Annotated in this window: 19 protein-coding genes and 1 pseudogene; 19 read left to right on the forward strand and 1 reads right to left on the reverse strand. The window is 71.9% G+C overall.

Features of this window, described 5'->3' with window-relative positions; all coding sequences use genetic code 11:
- Nucleotides 1-128: 128 nt before the first annotated feature.
- From E5082_RS27345 to ssuE, 10 genes are all read left to right on the forward strand, one after another.
- Nucleotides 129-1,253, forward strand: coding sequence for an LLM class flavin-dependent oxidoreductase (locus tag E5082_RS27345; protein ID WP_135793927.1), 1,125 nt, complete (start codon nucleotides 129-131; stop codon nucleotides 1,251-1,253).
- Nucleotides 1,250-1,759, forward strand: a complete 510-nt coding sequence (locus E5082_RS27350) for a GNAT family N-acetyltransferase (protein ID WP_373310115.1) — start codon at nucleotides 1,250-1,252, stop codon at nucleotides 1,757-1,759. Before E5082_RS27345 ends, E5082_RS27350 begins: the two co-directional genes overlap by 4 nt.
- Nucleotides 1,756-2,706, forward strand: coding sequence for an ABC transporter substrate-binding protein (locus E5082_RS27355; RefSeq protein WP_229918980.1), 951 nt, complete (start codon nucleotides 1,756-1,758; stop codon nucleotides 2,704-2,706). The genes E5082_RS27350 and E5082_RS27355 overlap by 4 nt, the downstream gene beginning before the upstream one ends.
- A gap of 18 nt (nucleotides 2,707-2,724) precedes the next feature.
- Nucleotides 2,725-3,729 carry an amino acid ABC transporter permease gene (locus tag E5082_RS27360; RefSeq protein WP_135793928.1) on the forward strand — a complete coding sequence of 335 codons (1,005 nt, stop codon included), beginning with the start codon at nucleotides 2,725-2,727 and terminating at the stop codon, nucleotides 3,727-3,729.
- Entirely contained in the window at nucleotides 3,726-4,490 is a 765-nt protein-coding gene (locus tag E5082_RS27365) for an amino acid ABC transporter ATP-binding protein (RefSeq protein WP_135793929.1), read from the forward strand. The genes E5082_RS27360 and E5082_RS27365 overlap by 4 nt, the downstream gene beginning before the upstream one ends.
- Before the next feature lie 37 nt (nucleotides 4,491-4,527).
- On the forward strand, nucleotides 4,528-5,508 hold the full coding sequence (locus tag E5082_RS27370) for an ABC transporter substrate-binding protein (RefSeq protein ID WP_135793930.1): 981 nt from the start codon (nucleotides 4,528-4,530) through the stop codon (nucleotides 5,506-5,508).
- A gap of 14 nt (nucleotides 5,509-5,522) precedes the next feature.
- Nucleotides 5,523-6,515 carry an LLM class flavin-dependent oxidoreductase gene (locus tag E5082_RS33100; RefSeq protein ID WP_135793931.1) on the forward strand — a complete coding sequence of 331 codons (993 nt, stop codon included), beginning with the start codon at nucleotides 5,523-5,525 and terminating at the stop codon, nucleotides 6,513-6,515.
- Nucleotides 6,512-7,837: an NtaA/DmoA family FMN-dependent monooxygenase gene (locus E5082_RS27380; RefSeq protein WP_229918979.1), complete on the forward strand. Its 1,326-nt coding sequence runs from the start codon at nucleotides 6,512-6,514 to the stop codon at nucleotides 7,835-7,837. The genes E5082_RS33100 and E5082_RS27380 overlap by 4 nt, the downstream gene beginning before the upstream one ends.
- The gene (locus tag E5082_RS27385) at nucleotides 7,834-8,901 is read left to right on the forward strand and encodes an LLM class flavin-dependent oxidoreductase (protein ID WP_135793932.1); all 1,068 of its coding nucleotides are present in this window, start codon (nucleotides 7,834-7,836) and stop codon (nucleotides 8,899-8,901) included. Before E5082_RS27380 ends, E5082_RS27385 begins: the two co-directional genes overlap by 4 nt.
- A 62-nt stretch (nucleotides 8,902-8,963) precedes the next feature.
- The gene (gene ssuE, locus E5082_RS27390; protein ID WP_086693649.1) at nucleotides 8,964-9,518 is read left to right on the forward strand and encodes an NADPH-dependent FMN reductase; all 555 of its coding nucleotides are present in this window, start codon (nucleotides 8,964-8,966) and stop codon (nucleotides 9,516-9,518) included.
- A gap of 48 nt (nucleotides 9,519-9,566) precedes the next feature.
- Here ssuE and E5082_RS27395 read toward each other — a convergent pair.
- Nucleotides 9,567-9,755: pseudogene (locus E5082_RS27395) on the reverse strand (SulP family inorganic anion transporter); the annotation flags it as partial.
- Between the two features lie 153 nt (nucleotides 9,756-9,908).
- Here E5082_RS27395 and E5082_RS27400 point away from each other — a divergent pair.
- The 9 genes from E5082_RS27400 to E5082_RS27440 all read left to right on the forward strand — a co-directional run bounded on the left by E5082_RS27400 (nucleotide 9,909) and on the right by E5082_RS27440 (nucleotide 18,122).
- Entirely contained in the window at nucleotides 9,909-10,253 is a 345-nt protein-coding gene (locus tag E5082_RS27400) for a barstar family protein (RefSeq protein ID WP_135793933.1), read from the forward strand.
- A gap of 323 nt (nucleotides 10,254-10,576) precedes the next feature.
- Nucleotides 10,577-12,688 carry a sensor histidine kinase gene (locus E5082_RS27405; protein ID WP_135793934.1) on the forward strand — a complete coding sequence of 704 codons (2,112 nt, stop codon included), beginning with the start codon at nucleotides 10,577-10,579 and terminating at the stop codon, nucleotides 12,686-12,688.
- A gap of 71 nt (nucleotides 12,689-12,759) precedes the next feature.
- Nucleotides 12,760-13,194: a roadblock/LC7 domain-containing protein gene (locus E5082_RS27410; protein WP_135793935.1), complete on the forward strand. Its 435-nt coding sequence runs from the start codon at nucleotides 12,760-12,762 to the stop codon at nucleotides 13,192-13,194.
- Between the two features lie 2 nt (nucleotides 13,195-13,196).
- A complete protein-coding gene (locus E5082_RS27415) occupies nucleotides 13,197-13,568 on the forward strand; it encodes a DUF742 domain-containing protein (RefSeq protein WP_135794032.1) in 372 nt (123 codons plus the stop codon).
- The gene (locus tag E5082_RS27420) at nucleotides 13,546-14,175 is read left to right on the forward strand and encodes a GTP-binding protein (RefSeq protein WP_135793936.1); all 630 of its coding nucleotides are present in this window, start codon (nucleotides 13,546-13,548) and stop codon (nucleotides 14,173-14,175) included. The genes E5082_RS27415 and E5082_RS27420 overlap by 23 nt, the downstream gene beginning before the upstream one ends.
- On the forward strand, nucleotides 14,172-14,735 hold the full coding sequence (locus tag E5082_RS27425; RefSeq protein ID WP_086693386.1) for a GAF domain-containing protein: 564 nt from the start codon (nucleotides 14,172-14,174) through the stop codon (nucleotides 14,733-14,735). Before E5082_RS27420 ends, E5082_RS27425 begins: the two co-directional genes overlap by 4 nt.
- 193 nt (nucleotides 14,736-14,928) lie before the next feature.
- On the forward strand, nucleotides 14,929-15,957 hold the full coding sequence (gene tdh, locus E5082_RS27430; RefSeq protein WP_135793937.1) for an L-threonine 3-dehydrogenase: 1,029 nt from the start codon (nucleotides 14,929-14,931) through the stop codon (nucleotides 15,955-15,957).
- Nucleotides 15,958-15,986: 29 nt separating this feature from the next.
- Complete coding sequence (locus E5082_RS27435; protein WP_135793938.1) at nucleotides 15,987-17,186, forward strand: glycine C-acetyltransferase; 1,200 nt, start codon at nucleotides 15,987-15,989, stop codon at nucleotides 17,184-17,186.
- A gap of 30 nt (nucleotides 17,187-17,216) precedes the next feature.
- Entirely contained in the window at nucleotides 17,217-18,122 is a 906-nt protein-coding gene (locus E5082_RS27440; protein ID WP_135793939.1) for a LysR family transcriptional regulator, read from the forward strand.
- Nucleotides 18,123-18,149 lie beyond the last annotated feature (27 nt).

An 18,149-nucleotide genomic window follows, 5' to 3' on the forward strand; every position in this document is an offset into this window, starting at 1 on the left:
TTCACCCGACGCCCGTCGTCGTCACGCCGCATTTCTGACGTCACTGTCCTGACGTTTCATCAACTTACTTAGTACGCACGGCTGTTCTGTCCTGCACGCCTGCGCTTCATCGCCGGAAAGGCTCACTCATGCCAGTGGAGTTCCTCGGCATAGCCGCGACCAACGACGGCTCCGAAACCACCCCGCGCTCGGGCGCGGCCTTCGACCGGGACTACACCCTCCGCCTCGCCCGGGCCCACGAGGACCACGGCTGGGACCGGGTGCTGTTCGCCTACGGTTCCGGCTCCCCGGACCCCGCGCCCGCCGCCGCGTACATCGCCGCCCGCACCGACCGGCTGCAGCTCCTGCTCGCCCACCGGCCCAACGTCTCGTACCCCACCTTCGCCGCCAAGACCTTCGCCACCCTGGACCAGATCAGCGACGGCCGGCTCACCGTCCACTTCATCACCGGCGGCAACGACCACGAGCAGGGCCGGGAGGGCGACACCCTCACCAAGGACGAGCGGTACGCCCGCACCCGCGAGTACATCGGGATCGTCAAGAAGATCTGGACCACCCACGAGGCGTTCGACCACGAGGGCGAGCACTACCGGTTCCACGACTTCGTCAGCGACGTCTTCCCCGTCCAACAGCCGCGCCCCGGTGTCTCGTTCGGCGGCTCCTCCCCCGCCGCGTACGCCGCCGGAGGTGCCGAGGCCGACATCTACTGCCTGTGGGGCGAACCGCTGGCCGAGACCGCCGCGCAGATCGAGAAGGTCAAGGCCGCCGCCCGCGAGGCCGGCCGCACCGACGTGCCCCGCATCCAGGTCGCCTTCCGCCCGATCATCGCCCCCACCGAGGAACTGGCCTGGGAGAAGGCACACCGCACGGTCGGCGCGATCAAGCAGCGCCGCGAGGCGGGCCTCGTCCGCCACCACCGCAGCGGCGCCCCCGAGAACGCCGGCTCGCAGCGCCTGATCGCCATCGCCGAGGCGGGCGAGCGCTACGACCGCGCCCTGTGGACCCCGACCGCCGCCGCCACCGGCGGCGCGGGCAACTCCAACGCCCTGGTCGGCACCCCGGAGACGGTCGCCCAGGCCCTCCTCGACTACTACGACCTCGGCGTCGACATCCTCTCCGCGCGCGGCTACGACCTGCTCGGCGACGCCATCGACTTCGGCCGCCACGTCATCCCGATCGTCCGCGAGGAGGTCGCCAAGCGGGACGCCGCCCGCGCGGCCGGCACCGGCCCGCTCACGGCGGTGGGCGAGTGACCCTGCCCGCCCTCTCCGCACGGTCGGTCGTCCAAGTACCCGTCTCCGACCCGCGCGTACGGCCCCTGCTGCGTGAACTCGGCGAGGAGTACTCCGCCCGCTACGGCAAGGACGCGCACGCCGAACTCGCCCGCTACCCCGACGAGGAGTTCACCGCGCCGCACGGCGGTGTCCTCCTGCTGATCCTGGAGGGCGGCGAACCCGTCGCGGGCGGCGCCTTCCGCCGGTACGACGCGGACACCGCCGAGCTGAAGCGGATCTGGACCCACTCCGGCCACCGCCGCCGGGGCCTGGCCCGCGAGGTCGTCGCCGAGCTGGAACGCGAGGCGCGCGCCCGCGGCTATCGGCGCATCTACCTGACCACCGGACCCCGCCAGCCCGAGGCCCGAGCGCTGTACCTGAACACCGGCTACCGCCCGCTCTTCGACACCGAGGCCGACCCGGAGTCCATCGGCCCGCTGCCCTTCGAGAAACACCTCCGCACCGGAAAGGCCACCGCCCAGTGAAGCTCCTCGGCATCCCCGGCCGCACGCGCCCGTTCGTGGCCGCCGCCGCGCTCCTGCCCCTGCTGGCCCTGACCGGGTGCGGCTCCGGCGACCCCGCCGAGGCGACCGCCGCGGGCGGTTCGCCCGCACCGACCGCCGACCCCGTGGCCGCCGTCCACAAGGTCGACTCCGCCGCCGCCCTGCTGCCCGCCGACGTACGCTCCGCGGGCACCCTGCGCATCGGCAGCTCGGTCGGCGCGCCGCCCTCCGCGTACTACCCGAACGGCTCCCGCACACCGCAGGGCCAGGACATCGACATCGCCTCGGCCGTCGCCAAGGTGCTCGGGATCAAGCTGGAGCGGCAGGACGCCTCCTTCGAGACCATCCTCCCCGCCCTCGGCAGCGGCAAGTACGACGTGGGCACCGGCAACTTCGGCGTCACCACCGAGCGGCTGAAGACCATCGACTTCGTCACCTACATCGACGACGGCCAGGGCTTCGCCGTGAAGCAGGGCGACACCTCCTTCGGCAAGAAGATCACCGACCTGACCCAGCTCTGCGGCCGCACCGTCGGCATCAACGCCGGCACCACCTTCGAGGCCACCCTCGCCGCACAGAAGGGGGTGTGCGCCAAGGCCGGCAAGAAGCCGTACGAGGTGAAGGTGTACTCGGAGAACGGCGCGACGATCACCGCCCTCCAGCAAGGCCGTATCGACGTGATCATGTCGACCATCAACGGCCTGCGCTACCAGGCCGCCCAGCCCGCCGCGCACACCGCGTTCCTCGGCGAGTACCACCGTCTCGACGTCGGCTTCGCCTTCAAGAAGGGCTCGAAGCTGACCAAGGCGTTCCAGGCCGCCGTCAACGAGCTGATCAAGAACGGCACTTACGACCGCATCCTCAAGAAGTGGGGCACCACCGGCTCCGCCATCGACAGCTCGCGGATCAGCCCGCCCGAGCACGCCTGAGAAGCGACGGAACCCACCATGACCACCGCCGCCCCCGACACCGCCCCGGCCGCGCCCCGCGTGCCGCCGGCCACCGCGGACCCGGCCGCCTTCAAGGTCGTCCCCGCCCGGCACCCCGCCCGCTGGGCCGGGGCCGCCGCCGTCCTCGTGCTGGTCGCCCAGTTCACGCACGGGCTCGCCACCAACCCGGTCTGGGAGTGGCGGGTCTTCGGCGACTACGTACTGTCCGAGACGATCGTCCAGGCCGTCTGGGTCACCCTCCAACTCACCGCCTACGCGACCGTGCTGGGCTTCCTCCTGGGCACCGTGCTGGCCTTCATGCGGCTCTCGCACAGCCCGGTGCTGCAGACCGTCGCCTGGACCTACATCTGGGTGTTCCGGTCCATCCCGATGATCGTGCAGCTCGTGTTCTGGTTCAATCTGAGCGCCCTGTACGAACGCCTCGGCATCGGCATCCCCTTCGGTCCGGTCTTCTGGTCCGTCGACAGCGACAGCCTGATCGGCACCATCGGCGCCGCCGTCATCGGCCTCACCCTCCACCAGGCCGCCTACGCCGCCGAGATCGTCCGGGGCGGGGTCCTCTCCGTCGACTCCGGACAGCGCGAGGCCGCCGCCGCGCTCGGCATACCCCGGCTGCGGCAGATCCGCCGGATCGTGCTGCCCCAGGCCATGCGCGCCATCCTGCCCACCGCCGGCAACGAGATCATCGGCCTGCTCAAGGGCACCTCAGTGGTCTACGTGATGGCCATCGGCGAGCTGTTCTACCAGGTCCAGGTCGTCTACGGCCGCAACGGCCGGGTCATCCCGCTGCTGCTCGTCGCCACCGCCTGGTACGTCCTGCTGACCTCGCTGCTGTCGGTCGCCCAGTACTACGTGGAGCGCCGCTACGCCCGCGGCGCCGACCGCACCCCGCCACCCACCCCGCTCCAGCGGGCCCGCCGCTTCCTGCGCGACCTGCGCGCGGCCGCTGCCCGGCGCGAAGCACCCGTCACCGCACTTCACCCCGGGGGAGAGAGCCGATGAACGACGTCATGGTGGACGTGCGCGGCGTCCACAAGAGCTTCGGCCCGCTTCAAGTCCTGCGTGGCGTCGACCTGACCGTACGGGCGGGCGAGGTCACCGTGATCCTGGGCCCCTCCGGCTCCGGCAAGTCCACCCTGCTGCGGACCATCAACCATCTGGAGAAGGTCGACAGCGGCTGGATCAGCATCGACGGTGAACTCATCGGCTACCGCCGCGCCGGGAACAAGCTGCACGAACTGAAGGAACGGGACGTCCTCAAACAGCGCACCCACATCGGGTTCGTGTTCCAGAACTTCAACCTGTTCCCGCACCTCACCGTGCTGGACAACCTTCTCGAAGCCCCCGTCTCCGCGCTGCGCCGCCCCAAGAAGGAGGCCGAGGCCACCGCGCGCCGCCTGCTGGACCGGGTCGGCCTCGCCGACAAGGCCGACGCCTACCCGCGCCAGCTCTCCGGCGGCCAGCAGCAGCGCGTCGCCATCGCCCGCGCGCTCGCCCTGGAGCCCAAGGTGCTCCTCTTCGACGAACCCACCTCCGCGCTCGACCCCGAGCTGGTCGGCGAGGTCCTGGACGTCATCAAGGACCTGGCCCGCACCGGCACCACCATGATCGTCGTCACCCATGAGATCGGCTTCGCCCGCGAGGTCGCCGACACCGTGGTCTTCATGGACGACGGCACCGTGGTCGAACAGGGGCCGCCCGCAGCCGTCCTGGACGACCCGCAGCGCGAACGCACCCGCGCCTTCCTCGCCAAGGTCCTCTGACCACCCCGACTCCGCACCGTCACAAGGAGACTTCCGCGTGTCCACCACCGCCCGCCGTATCGTCGCCCCCGCACTCGGCCTCGCCTCCGCCCTCGTTCTGGCCGCCTGCGCCAATCCCACCGACGGCGGCACGGCCGAGGTCGCGGCCGGCAAGGGCACCACCACGAAGATCAACCTCGGCCCGGACCAGCACCGGATCACCACGGCCCGGGTCGCCTCCATCGCCGCCGAGGTTCCGGAGAAGATCCGCAAGAGAGGCACCCTGGAGATCGTCGACTCCTCCAACTCGGCCGCGCCACTGGGCTTCCACGCCACCGACAACAAGACCGTCATCGGCGTCGAACCCGACCTCGCCTACCTGGTCGCCGGGGTGCTCGGGCTCAAGCCGCACCTCAACACCGTCTCCTGGGAGAACATCTTCGTCGGCCTGGACAGCGCCAAGTACGACGTGGGCTTCAGCAACATCACGGTCACCGAGGAGCGCAAGGAGAAGTACGACTTCGCCACCTACCGCGAGGACAACCTCGGGTTCGCGACGAAGAAGGGCAGCGGCCTGAAGGTCACCGGCCCCGCCGACCTCGCCGGGCGGAACGTCGCCGTCTCCAGTGGCACCAACCAGGAGAAGCTGCTGGTCGAGTGGAGCAAGGAGAACCAGAAGGCGGGCCGCGAGCCGATCCACATCAAGTACTACCAGGACGAGAGCGACACCTACCTCGCGCTCCGCTCCGGGCGCATCGACGTCTATGTCGGCCCCAACCCGACCGCCGCCTACCACGCGGCGACCACCGGCCAGACCGAGGTCGTCGGCACCTACTCCGGCGCCGGCGCCACCCTCCAGGGCCTCATCGCGGCCACCACCAAGAAGGACAGCGGACTCGCCAAGCCGCTCGCCGACGCCCTCAACCACGTGATCGAGGACGGCACTTACGCGAAGGTGCTGAAGCGCTGGGGGCTGTCCGACGAGGCCGTGACCAAGTCCGAGATCAACCCGCCCGGCCTGCCCAAGGCCGGGAAGTAGGCGAGGAGGACAGCATGACCCGTGAACTCCATCTCTCCGTCGCCCTCGGCAGCGCCGGGCCCCGCTCCGCCGCCCACTGGACCGGCCTGGTCCAGCTCGCCGAACTCGGCGCCCTCGACTTCGTCACCCTCGACGACTCCCTGGACCCCGCCGACGGGGAGGGCCGCCTCGACGCCGTGGCCGTACTGGCCCACGCCGCCGCCCGCACCAGCCGGATCGGTCTGATCCCCACGGTCACCACCACTCACACCGAGCCCTTCCACACCTCCAGCGCCCTCGCCACCCTGGACTTCGTCAGCGAGGGCCGGGCCGGCTGGCTGGTCGACGTATCCACCACCGAGGAAGCGGCCCGCGCCGTCGGACGGCGTGATCCCGCGCCCGACGCCGAGCTGTGGGCGGAGGCGGCCGACGCCGCCGAGGTCGCCGCCCGGCTCTGGGACAGCTGGGAGGACGACGCCGAGATACGGGACGCCGCCACCGGCCGCTTCATCGACCGCGACAAGCTGCACTACGCCGACTTCGACGGGCCGCACTTCTCGGTCCGGGGGCCGTCCATCGTCCCCCGGCCACCGCAGGGGCGGCCACCCGTCGCGGTCGCACTGGACGCCCAGGGCCGCGACGCCCGCTGGGAGCTGGCCTCCCAGTACGCCGAGATCGTCCTGCTGGCCGCCGACAGCGCGGCCACCGCCCGCGAGGCCCGTACCGAACTGCTGAGCCGGGCCGGCCGGGACGACCTGCGCGTGCTGATATCCGTCGGCGTCACCGAAACCCGGGACGCGCTGCCGGAGTTGCTCGCCGACTGGCACGCCGACGCCGGTACGGACGGCTTCCACCTCGTCACCACCAGCCCCACGGAGGAACTGCCCGCCGTGATCCACGACGTCGTGCCCGCCCTGCGGGCCCGCGGGCTCTTCCGGGCCACCCACACCGGCCACACCCTGCGCGACCACCTCGGCCTGGCCCGCCCCGACAGCCGCTACGCCGTACGGACGGAGGCCGCGCTGTGAGCGCCTCGACTCCCGCAGGACGCAAGCAGGTTCACCTCGCCGCACACTTCCCCGGCGTCAACAGCACCACCGTGTGGCGCGACCCCGGGTCCCGCAGCCAGATCGACTTCTCCTCCTTCCAGCACCTGGCCCGCACCGCCGAGCGCGGCCGGTTCGACTTCTTCTTCCTCGCCGAAGGACTGCGGCTGCGCGAACGCAAGGGCCGCATCCACGACTTGGACGTGGTGGGCCGCCCCGAGTCACTGACCGTGCTGAACGCGCTCGCCGCCGTCACCGAACACCTCGGACTGGCCGCCACGGTCAACGCCACCTTCAACGAGCCGTACGAACTCGCGCGCAGATTCGCCTCGCTGGACCACCTCTCCGGGGGCCGGGCCGCGTGGAACATCGTGACCTCCTCCGACGCGTTCACCGGCGAGAACTTCCGGCGCGGCGGCTACCTCGACCGCGCCGACCGCTACACGCGCGCCGCCGAGTTCGTGGAGGTGGCCCGCGCCCTGTGGGACTCCTGGCCCAGCGGCGGCACCCCGCTCACCGTCCGGCACAGCGGGCCCCAGTTCGACATCACCGCCCGCGCCACGCTGCCCCACTCGCCCCAGGTGCACCCCGTCCTCATCCAGGCCGGGGACTCCGACGAGGGCCGGGAGTTCGCCGCGCGCACCGCCGACATCGTCTTCACCCGGCACGGCACCCTGGAGGCCGGCCGCGCCTTCCACGCCGACGTCAAGGGCCGCCTTGCCCGGTACGGGCGCACCCCGGACCAGCTCAAGATCCTGCCCGCCGCGACCGTCGTCCTCGGCGACAGCGAGGCCGAGGCGCAGGAGCGCGCCGCGCACATCCGGCGTCAGCAGGTCAGCCCGCAGACGGCCGTCGCCACGCTGGAGAACGTCTGGGGCCGTGACCTCACCGGCTACGACCCCGACGGACCGCTCCCGGACGTGGAACCGGTACCGGACGGCGAACTCGCCCAGGGCTGGGCGCACATGGCCGACCGCTTCGGCATCGCGGCCCGCTGGCGGGCCCTCGCCGAGGAGAAGCACCTCTCCATCCGCGAGCTGGCCATCGAACTCACCGCCCGCCAGTCCTTCATCGGCACCCCCGGCTCGGTCGCCGCCGCCATGGACGAACACGTGCAGACCGACGCGGCCGACGGCTTCATCCTCGTACCCCACCTCACCCCCGGCGGGCTCGACGAGTTCGTCGACCGGGTCGTGCCGCTGCTCCAGGAGCGCGGTGTCCTGCGCACCGAGTACGAGGGGCGCACCCTGCGCGACCACCTCGGCCTCGGCCGCCCCGCACCGCGTCCGGAAGAGGCCGTATGAGGTTCCAGGTCCTCACCATCGGCGGCCACGCCCCGCACCCCCTGACCGGCGAACAGGTGCCTGCCCCCGACCGGTTGACCGAGATCGTGGAGACCGGGGTCGCCGCCGAGGAGCTGGGCTTCGACGCGTACGCGATCGGGGAGCGGCACGCCGGGCCCTTCCTCTCCTCCAGCCCCACCGTGCTGCTCGGCGCGCTCGCCGCCCGCACCTCCCGCATCCGGCTGCTCACCGGCGTCACGGTGCTCGCCATCCTCGACCCCGTCCGGGTCGCCGAGGACTACGCCACCCTCCACCAGCTCTCCCGCGGCCGCCTCGAACTCGTCATCGGCAAGGGCGCCGAGGCCGGCCACTTCGACCTCTTCGGCCTGGACGAGGGCCTCCAGTGGGACTACCAGGCCGAGAAGTACGAGCTGCTGCGCAGGCTCTGGCGCGAGGAGGACGTCACCTGGCAGGGCAAGTTCCGCCCGCCCCTGACCGGCGTCACCACCCTGCCGCGCCCCTACGAGGGCCGCCCGCCCCGGGTCTGGCACGGCTCCGCCACCAGCCTGAACTCCCCGGAGCTGGCCGCCCGGCACGGCGATCCGCTGTTCAGCGCCAACGCCATCCAGCCGCGCGAGGCGTACACCCGGCTCATCGACCACTACCGGGAACGCTTCGCCGCCCACGGCCACGACCCGGCCGGCGCATACGTCGGCGCGGGCTCCGGCGGCCTGTTCATCGCCCGCACCAGCCAGCAGGCCGTCGCCGAGTTCAAGGACTTCTACGAGGCTCGCGTCTGTCAGTCGTACAAACCGCATCTGGCCGGCAGGCCGGGCTACAACACGCCGTTCCGCACGGTGGAGGAGGCCATCGCGGACGGGCCCCACCTGATCGGCAGCCCGCAGCAGGTCATCGACAAGATCCTCGGTTTCCACGCGGCCTACCGGCACGACCTGCAGTCCGTCACCGTCGACGGTTCAGGTCTCTCTCTGCCCCGGCAGATCGACCAGCTCCGCTGGTTCGCCGAGGAGATCGCACCCGTGGTGCGGACGGAAGCGCCCACCACCCTGTGGCAGCAGGCGTAAGGGGACTCGCCGAGGCACCCCCTGGCTCCCGCCCACCGAACCCCGCTTGAAAGGTCCCCCCCATGGCAACCGTCCTGTCCATCTCCGGCAGCCCCTCCGCCACCTCCCGCACCGGCCGTCTGCTGCGCCACCTGGACGAGCGGCTGAGCCGCCAGGGGCACCAGGTGGTCCCCCTGGACGTGCGCGGGCTGCCCGCCGACGCACTGCTCGGCGCGGATGTCAGGCACCCGGCCATCGCGGCCGCCGCCGAACTGGTCGACCGGGCCGACGGCGTCGTGATCGGCACCCCCGTGTACAAGGCCGCGTACTCCGGGCTGCTCAAGTCCTTCCTCGACCTGCTCCCGCAGTACGCGCTCACCGGGAAGACGGTGCTGCCCCTCGCCACCGGCGGCACCACGGCCCATGTCCTCGCCATCGACTACGCCCTGCGGCCGGTGCTCAGCTCCATGGGCGCGGCCCATATAGTCCAGGGCTGGTTCACCCTCGACAAGGACATAGTGGTGCGCGAGGACGGCACCCTGGCCGTCGCTCCCGGCACCGCCGAGGCGCTGGCCCAGATCACCGACCAGTTCTCCGTCGCCCTCGGCGGCCGCACCCTGCTGGCCGCCACCGGGTGACGGGTCGGCGCGGCACGGGTTCGCGCCCAGACGGGGGTCGGCGTCCGCTCAGCCCTTGCCCGCCGGCTCGTCGGTCAGCGTGCCGGGCAGGTGGGCGCCGCGCTCGTCCAGGCCGGTGACGACCGTCGCGCCGCGCTCGGCGTACCGCGCCTCCACGGCGTCCAGCGCGGCGACGGACGAGGCGTCCCACACATGGGCGGCGGACAGGTCGATCACCACCCGGCCGGGGTCGGTGGCGGGCTCGGGCGCGCCCGGTACGGCTCCCGGGTACAGAGGGGGCGGCCTACCGGGTGGCCGTCCGGACCCGGCCGGGCGGACCTGCGGGCCCGCTCCGACCGGGGCATCATGAGTGGACCGAAACAGTCCGCGGACCCCGAAGGCGGTGCCGACATGCCCGCAGCGACCCTCGCCGAGGTCGTCCGCGAGGCCGGCTGGAAGGTCATCCCGCTCGACCTCGCCGGCGTCACGGACCAGGCCGGATTCATGGACCGCGCCACCAAGGCCCTCGACCTGCCCGAGTTCGCCGGCCGCGACTGGCAGGCGTTCCAGGACGCCTGCGGTGACATCGGCTGGGGCCCCGAGGTGCCGGGCCGCCTCCTCGTCGTCGTCGGCTGGCGCGACTACGCAAAGGCTCAGCCCGAGCAGTGGGAGAAGGCCCAGCTGGTCCTCGAATCGGTCGCGGGACGGCAGCAGAAGTACGACTCGACGCTCGCGGTCGTCCTGGCGCTGGTCTGAGGCTTCAGTCCTCGACGGGGGCGGGGCCCAGGTCAAGGCAGGAGCGTACGGGGTGTTGATCCCGTACGGATCACGGGGAAATGATTTCTTCTGATCGGGACGGATCGTTTTCTTTTCCCTCTGACGCGGAAATTCACCGGCTTTATCGATCGGGCGTACGACGCCTCATACCAGAGCGGGACGCAGGCCGGGAGACTTTGTCAACTGCCCGCCGCACCTACGGCACAGGCAACTACGGTGAATTCCCGTCGGACAACTCAGGGCCCTTTTCTTTTCCCTTTTCTTTCCGACGCCAGGCCCGACGGACCAGTACGAGGACGCAGATGTCTCACCTCCGCGCACCGGTCTCCCGTGCCGACCGCCGAGAGGGCGGCCGGCACGGGAGACCGGTCGCCCGACCCGCTCCCGCACTGCCCGAGACGCTCATTCGGCCCCAGCTCATGCGGCTCGCCGTACTCCCGCCCGTCGCGGTCGCCCTCGCCGCCACCGCGGCCGTCGTGTTCACCGTCCGCTCCAGTGGGGCGCACACCGGCCTCGCTCTCTGGGCGGTGCTCGCCCTCACCGCCGGGGTCGCCGGAGCCGCCATCGCCCTCGCCGCCGTGGCCGCCGGCCGCGCTGCCCGCTCCGTCGGGGACCGCGTCGGCGCCCTGCGCCGCAACGCCGCCCGCGGCGAGGCCGACCTGCGCGCCCTGGTCGACGCGCTGCGCCGGGGCGAGCCGCCGCCCCGCGGCAAACCGCGCCGCCGGCCGCCCGAGGACGCCGACGACTTCGAACTCCTCGCGGCCGACCTGGCCCGCGCGCACGACGGCGCCGTCACCGCAGTCGTCCGCGCGGCCCAGCTCTCCAGCCAGGCCGCCAACGAACAGAAACTCGAGGTCTTCGTCAACCTCGCCCGGCGGCTCCAGTCGCTGGTGCACCGGGAGATCTCCATCCTCGACGAGCTGGAGAACGAGATCGAGGACCCCGACCTGCTCAAGGGGCTCTTCCACGTAGACCACCTCGCCACCCGCATCCGCCGCCACGCCGAGAACCTCGCGGTGCTCGGCGGCGCCGTCTCCCGGCGCCAGTGGAGCAACCCCGTCGACATGACCGAGGTGCTGCGCTCCGCCATCGCCGAGGTCGAACAGTACTCACGGGTCAAGCTCGTTCCGCCGGTCGAGGGTGAACTGCGCGGGCACGCCGTCGCCGACGTCATCCATCTCCTCGCCGAACTCGTCGAGAACGCCACGGTGTTCTCCGCCCCGCAGACCCAAGTCCTGCTCCGCGCCAACCTGGTGACCTCAGGATTGGCCATCGAGGTCGAGGACCGGGGACTCGGGATGCCGGTCGAGGAACAGCACCGGATGAACGCCCTGCTTGCCGACCCCGACCAGGTCAACGTCGCCAGCCTCCTGGCGGACGGCCGCATCGGTCTGTACGTGGTTTCTCAGCTCGCCCGTCGGCATGGGATTTCAGTACGTCTCCAGACCAACATCTATGGGGGCGTGCAGGCGGTACTGGTCGTGCCTCAGGGCTTGTTGGGGGCGTCGGCGGGGGTTGTGCCGGGGGTTGAGGGGGCTGCGGCGGGACCCGGTCAGGAGGCTGCTGGTCCGGGGGCCGCGGTGGCCGGGGCGGTGGGAGCCGCTGCTCCGAGTACACCGAGTACACCGAGTGCTCCGGCCACCGGGCGGCATCGGCAGGTGGCTCGGCGGGGGAGCGGTGAGGCTGCCGCGCCGCCTGCCTTGCCCATGCGCGGGGCGCAGGAGCAGCGGGCCAACCCCGCCGAGGCGGTGCCCGGTATCGGCGCCGGGGAGCGGGCCGTGGTGGAGGCCGACGCGGGCGTGCTGCCGACGCCGCGAGTCGGTGCGGCGCCGTCGGCCACGGAGAGGCCCTCGCTTCCCCGCCGCCGTGCCCAGGAGCACATCGTTCCGCAGCTCCGGGGCGGGCCCGTACCGCGTCAGGACAACGATGTTGTCGTGGGCCACGACCCCGGCCTGATGGCCGCCTTCCAGCGCGGGATCGGGCTGGCGGAGTCCCAGCAGAGCCTGGAGGCGGCGGGGGAGGGGTTCGGGGAGGTGCCGCCCGGTGAGGCGGAGCCTTCGGAGACGGCGTACATGGAGGGCACGCATACGGAGCCTTCCCGCCTGGGCGTCGAAGACATGGTTGTCGCGCACATGGATGCCGGGCCCATGCGGGCGCCGCACAGGGAGGTCGCGCCTGTGGAGGCGGGCCACATGGAGCCGCCCCCCATGGAGCCGCCCCCCATGGAGCCGCCCCCCATGGAGCCGGACCACACGGCGCTGCCCTCCACGGAGCCGGACCACATGGCTCCCACCCCCATGGAGCCGGACCACACCGTGTCGCCCCCTTCGGAGCGAAACCACATGGAGCGGAACCACATGGAGCCGGACCACATGCCCCCCGGCCCCCTCGACAGGAGCGCGCCCCCCGCATGACGCACACCCCCACCGCCCCCACGACCCCCACCGCTCCCGCAGCCCCCCGTACCCCAAGGAGTCGATCCACCATGGCGAGCGATGCGCCGACCGCCCACGCATCCGACCTCGACTGGCTGCTGAGCGGCCTCGTGCAGCGCGTGCCGCACACCAGCAGCGCGGTGCTGCTGTCCTGCGACGGGCTGGTGAAGTCCGTGCACGGGCTGGACCCGGACAGCGCCGACCACATGGCCGCGCTCGGCTCCGGCCTGTACTCGCTGGGCCGCAGCGCGGGTGTCCGTTTCGGGGACGGCGGGGAGGTGCGGCAGGTCGTGGTCGAGCTGGACTCCACGCTGCTGTTCGTCACCACCGCGGGCTCCGGCACCTGTCTCGCCGTGCTCGCCGGGCGTGAGGCCGACGCCGCCGTGCTCGGCTACGAAATGGCGATGCTGGTCAAGAGCGTCCGCCCGTACCTCGTCACCGCGCCCCGCCAGCCCGCCGCCGACCCGACGGCGATGCAGACGTGAGCGTGGCCGCCGTGGGCGACGGGCCCTGGCTCGACGACGCGGCCGGGCGGCTGGTGCGGCCGTTCACGGTCAGCAACGGCCGTACCGAACCCAGCGTCGCGCTGGACCTGATCTCCCAGGTGATGGCCACCGGAGTCTCGCCGCTCGGCTATCTCGGCCCCGAGCACGCGCAGGTGCTCGACCTGTCCCGCGCGCCCGTGTCGGTCGCCGAGGTCGCCGCGCACCTGAGACTGCCGGCCGTGGTCACCAAAGTGCTGCTCTCGGACCTCGTCGACTGCGGGGCGCTGACCACCAAGCCCCCCGCCTTCCACCACAACCCCACTGACCGGTCTCTGCTGGAGGCAGTGCTCGATGGACTACGACGACAGCTCTGACCCGTACAGCTCCGACCCGTTCCCCACCGCGCTCAAGATCCTGGTGGCGGGCGGATTCGGCGTGGGCAAGACGACCTTCGTGGGCGCGGTCAGCGAGATCGCGCCGCTCAGCACGGAGGAACTGCTCACCACGGTCGGCGCGGCCACCGACAACCTGGACGGCATCGAGAACAAGGTCGAGACGACCGTCGCCATGGACTTCGGCCGGATCACCCTCGACCCCCGGCACGTCCTGTACCTGTTCGGCACCCCCGGCCAGGAACGGTTCTGGTTCATGTGGGACGAGCTGTCCGAGGGTGCCCTCGGCGCGGTCATCCTGGCCGACACCCGCCGCCTGGAGGAGTGCTTCGCCGCCGTCGACTTCTTCGAGGAACGCGGCGTCGCCTTCATCGTGGCCGTCAACGAGTTCGACGGCGCCTTCCGCTACGACCCCGACGAGGTACGCGCCGCACTCGACCTCAGCCCTGCCGTCCCGGTCGTCCCCTGCGACGCCCGTATCTCCAGCTCCGGCGTGCAGACCCTGCTCACCCTCGTACGCCACCTCCTCGCCCACGTCCCGGCGCCCGTGCCCGTGCAGGGAGCCCCCGTCCAGGGAGCGCGGCCATGATGTACGAACCGGTCCGCCGGGTCCGGGGTCTGCTGCTCACGCCGGAGGACAAGGAGGCCCCGGCCCGTACCTCCCGGCTGCGCCGCCTCGGCCTCGGGGAGCGCGCCGAACCCGCGCTCGACGCCTTCGCCGACCACCTCGCCCAGGTCACCGGCGCCCCGTACGCCATGGTCAACTTCATCGGCGAGCAGCAGCAGTTCTTCGCCGGTCTCAGCGCCCCGCCCACCGGCCCCCTCACCCGCGAGGACGGCACCGGCCGGGTGCTGCCCCGCGAACATGGGTTCTGCCCCCATGTGGTCGTCCGCCACAAAGCCCTCGTGCTGGAGGACGTCCGTGACTACCCCCGCTTCGCCGGCAACCCCATCGTCGACGACCTCGGCATCCGCTCCTATATGGGCGCCCCACTGATCGACAGCTCCGGCATGGTGCTCGGCACCGTGTGCGCCGCCGACACCGAGCCGCGCACCTGGGGCAGGTCCGGGCTTGAGGCCATCAAGGGGATGGCCGCCGAACTCGCCGTACGCATCGAACGGGCCGCCGACGACGGTCTGCCCATCTGAACGAACGCAAATAGGACTGGAGTTGGGCCGAAGCTCCCGACGCGTGAAGGAAACCTGTGGCGCCGGTTAAGAAAAGCTCGATGGATTCCGGTCGGCGCGTACGGCAGATTGCGGGGTGATTCCACCCCTCGGACCCGGTGCGGACGCCTCGGCGAGCCCGTACGGCCGGGCCTCACCCACAGGAGCCGTAGCGTTGAAGGCGCTGGTCAAGGAGAAGGCGGAGCCCGGTCTCCGGCTCATGGACGTCCCCGAGCCCGAAGTGGGTCCCGGTGACGTGCTCATCAAGGTCATGCGGACCGGCATCTGCGGCACCGACCTCCACATCCGGGCCTGGGACGGCTGGGCGCAGCAGGCCATCCGCACCCCGCTGACCGTGGGCCACGAGTTCGTCGGGCAGGTCGTGTCCACCGGCCGCGACGTCACCGACATCCGGGTGGGCGACCGGGTCAGCGGCGAGGGCCACCTGGTGTGCGGCAAGTGCCGCAACTGCCTCGCCGGCCGCCGCCACCTGTGCCGCTCCACCATCGGCCTGGGCGTGGGCCGCGACGGCGCGTTCGCCGAGTACGTGGCGCTGCCCGCCTCCAACGTGTGGGTGCACCGGGTCCCCGTGGACCTGGACATCGCCGCCGTGTTCGACCCGTTCGGCAACGCCGTGCACACCGCGCTGTCCTTCCCGCTGGTCGGCGAGGACGTGCTGATCACCGGCGCGGGCCCGATCGGCCTGATGGCCGCGGCCGTCGCCCGGCACGCGGGCGCCCGCAACGTCGTCGTCACCGACGTCAGCGAGGAGCGCCTCGAACTGGCCCGCAAGATAGGAGTGAGCCTGGCACTGAACGTCTCGCGCTCCACCATCGCGGACGGTCAGCGGGAGCTGGGCCTGCGTGAGGGCTTCGACATCGGCCTGGAGATGTCCGGCCGCCCCGAGGCCATGCGCGACATGATCGCCAACATGACGCACGGCGGCCGCATCGCCATGCTGGGCCTGCCGGCACAGGAGTTCCCGGTGGACTGGTCCCGGATCGTCACCTCGATGATCACCATCAAGGGCATCTACGGCCGGGAGATGTTCGAGACCTGGTACGCCATGTCGGTCCTCCTGGAGGGCGGCCTCGACCTCGCCCCCGTGATCACCGGCCGGTACGACTACCGCGACTACGAGGCGGCCTTCGAGGACGCGGCCAGCGGCAAGGGCGGCAAAGTGATCCTGGACTGGACCGCGTAACCCCCGTCAGCACCTTCGAAGGAGCCCCCATGTTCGACACCGTCCGCGACGACCTCCGCGCCACCCTCGACGAGATCCGCGCCGCCGGACTGCACAAGCCCGAGCGCGTCATCGGCACCCCGCAGTCCGCGACCGTCGAGGTCACCCGGGGCGGGCGCCCCGGTGAGGTCCTCAACTTCTGCGCCAACAACTACCTGGGCCTGGCCGACCACCCCGAGGTGATCGCCGCCGCCCACGAGGCGCTCGACCGCTGGGGCTACGGCATGGCCTCCGTGCGCTTCATCTGCGGCACCCAGGAGGTCCACAAGGAGCTGGAGGCCCGCCTCTCGGCGTTCCTCGGCCAGGAGGACACGATCCTCTACTCCTCCTGCTTCGACGCCAACGGCGGTGTCTTCGAGACCCTGCTCGGCGCGGAGGACGCGGTGATCTCCGACGCCCTCAACCACGCCTCCATCATCGACGGCATCCGCCTGTCCAAGGCCCGCCGCTTCCGCTACGCCAACCGCGACCTCGCCGACCTGGAGACCCAGCTCAAGGAGGCGAACGCGGGCGGCGCCCGGCGCAAGCTGATCGTCACCGACGGCGTCTTCTCCATGGACGGCTACGTCGCCCCGCTCGCCGAGATCTGCGACCTGGCCGACCGCTACGACGCGATGGTCATGGTCGACGACTCGCACGCCGTCGGCTTCGTCGGCGCGGGCGGCCGCGGCACGCCCGAGCTGCACGGTGTCATGGACCGCGTCGACATCATCACCGGCACCCTCGGCAAGGCCCTCGGCGGCGCCTCCGGCGGCTATGTCGCGGCCCGCGCCGAGATCGTCGCCCTGCTGCGCCAGCGTTCGCGCCCGTACCTGTTCTCCAACACCCTCGCCCCGGTGATCGCCGCCGCCTCGCTGAAGGTCCTCGACCTGTTGGAGTCGGCCGACGACCTGCGGGTGCGGCTCGCCGAGAACACCGCGCTGTTCCGCTCCCGCATGACCGAGGCCGGCTTCGACATCCTCCCCGGCGACCACGCCATCGCCCCGGTGATGATCGGCGACGCCTCCGAGGCGGGCCGCATGGCCGAACTCCTTCTGGAGCGCGGGGTGTACGTGATCGGCTTCTCGTACCCGGTGGTCCCGCAGGGCAAGGCGCGCATCCGCGTCCAGCTCTCCGCCGCGCACTCCACCGAGGACGTCAACCGTGCCGTGGACGCCTTCATCGCGGCCCGCGCCGAGCTGGCGGGCTGACCAGCACGGCCGCCTTGCGATAATGGCGGCATGATCGAGGCGCGGCGGCTCCACATCCTCCGTGCGGTGGCCGACCACCGCACGGTCACGGCGGCGGCCGCCGCGCTGTACCTCACCCCTTCCGCCGTCTCCCAGCAGCTCACGGCGCTGGAGCAGGAGACCGGCCACCGCCTGGTCGAGCGCGGCGCGAAGGGCGTACGGCTCACCCCGGCCGGCGAGATCCTGCTCAGCCACACCAACGCCGTCCTCGCCCAGTTGGAGCGGGCCGAGGCGGAGCTGGCGGCGTACGGCAAGGGCGAGGCCGGGACGGTCACCGTCGCCGCCTTCGCCACCGGGATCGCCCAGGTCGTGGCGCCCGCCCTGGCCCGGCTCGGCCGGTCGGCGCCCGGCATAGGAATCCGGGTGCAGGACGCGGAGGGCGACGCGAGCCTCAGGATGCTGCTGGACCGTCAGGTGGATGTGGCGGTGGCCGTCGAGTACCGGGGAGCGCCGCCCGCCGACGACCCCAGGCTGACCCATCTCCCGCTGTACGCCGAGCCGTTCGACGCCGTCGTCCCGCTCGGGCACCGGCTCGCCGACGATGCCGAGGTGCCGCTCGCGGAGCTGTCCAAGGACCCGTGGATCGGGCCGTATCCCGGCAACCCCTGTCACGACGTGGTGGTGCTGGCCTGCGAGAGCGCGGGGTTCCAGCCGCGGCTGGAGCACTCCTCCGACGACTTCCGCGCGGTGGTCGCGCTGGCCTCGGCCGACGCGGGCGTGGCCCTCGTACCCCGCTCCGCGCTGCGCGGCATGGACCTGACGGGCGTGGTCGTACGGCCGGTGGACGGGGTGGCCCCCACCCGGCGCGTGTTCGCGGCCGTGCGCCGGGGCGCGGAGGGGCATCCGCTGATCCGGCCGGTGCTGGAGGCGCTGGGGCAGGCCGCGGCCGAGGGCTGAGCCGGGGCCGTTGTCAGTGCCGGGGGT

The sequence above is a fragment of the Streptomyces griseoluteus genome (genome assembly GCF_004784465.1).
GTDB lineage: Bacteria > Actinomycetota > Actinomycetes > Streptomycetales > Streptomycetaceae > Streptomyces > Streptomyces griseoluteus.

Excerpts from the sequence above, each read along its gene's own strand:
- E5082_RS27345 (WP_135793927.1), top strand. The coding sequence starts at position 129 with ATGCCAGTGGAGTTCCTCGGCATAGCCGCGACCAACGACGGCTCCGAA.
- E5082_RS27360 (WP_135793928.1), top strand. The coding sequence starts at position 2,725 with ATGACCACCGCCGCCCCCGACACCGCCCCGGCCGCGCCCCGCGTGCCG.
- E5082_RS27365 (WP_135793929.1), top strand. The coding sequence starts at position 3,726 with ATGAACGACGTCATGGTGGACGTGCGCGGCGTCCACAAGAGCTTCGGC.
- E5082_RS33100 (WP_135793931.1), top strand. The coding sequence starts at position 5,523 with ATGACCCGTGAACTCCATCTCTCCGTCGCCCTCGGCAGCGCCGGGCCC.
- E5082_RS27385 (WP_135793932.1), top strand. The coding sequence starts at position 7,834 with ATGAGGTTCCAGGTCCTCACCATCGGCGGCCACGCCCCGCACCCCCTG.
- ssuE (WP_086693649.1), top strand. The coding sequence starts at position 8,964 with ATGGCAACCGTCCTGTCCATCTCCGGCAGCCCCTCCGCCACCTCCCGC.
- E5082_RS27400 (WP_135793933.1), top strand. The coding sequence starts at position 9,909 with ATGCCCGCAGCGACCCTCGCCGAGGTCGTCCGCGAGGCCGGCTGGAAG.
- E5082_RS27405 (WP_135793934.1), top strand. The coding sequence starts at position 10,577 with ATGTCTCACCTCCGCGCACCGGTCTCCCGTGCCGACCGCCGAGAGGGC.
- E5082_RS27410 (WP_135793935.1), top strand. The coding sequence starts at position 12,760 with ATGGCGAGCGATGCGCCGACCGCCCACGCATCCGACCTCGACTGGCTG.
- E5082_RS27420 (WP_135793936.1), top strand. The coding sequence starts at position 13,546 with ATGGACTACGACGACAGCTCTGACCCGTACAGCTCCGACCCGTTCCCC.
- E5082_RS27425 (WP_086693386.1), top strand. The coding sequence starts at position 14,172 with ATGATGTACGAACCGGTCCGCCGGGTCCGGGGTCTGCTGCTCACGCCG.
- E5082_RS27435 (WP_135793938.1), top strand. The coding sequence starts at position 15,987 with ATGTTCGACACCGTCCGCGACGACCTCCGCGCCACCCTCGACGAGATC.
- E5082_RS27440 (WP_135793939.1), top strand. The coding sequence starts at position 17,217 with ATGATCGAGGCGCGGCGGCTCCACATCCTCCGTGCGGTGGCCGACCAC.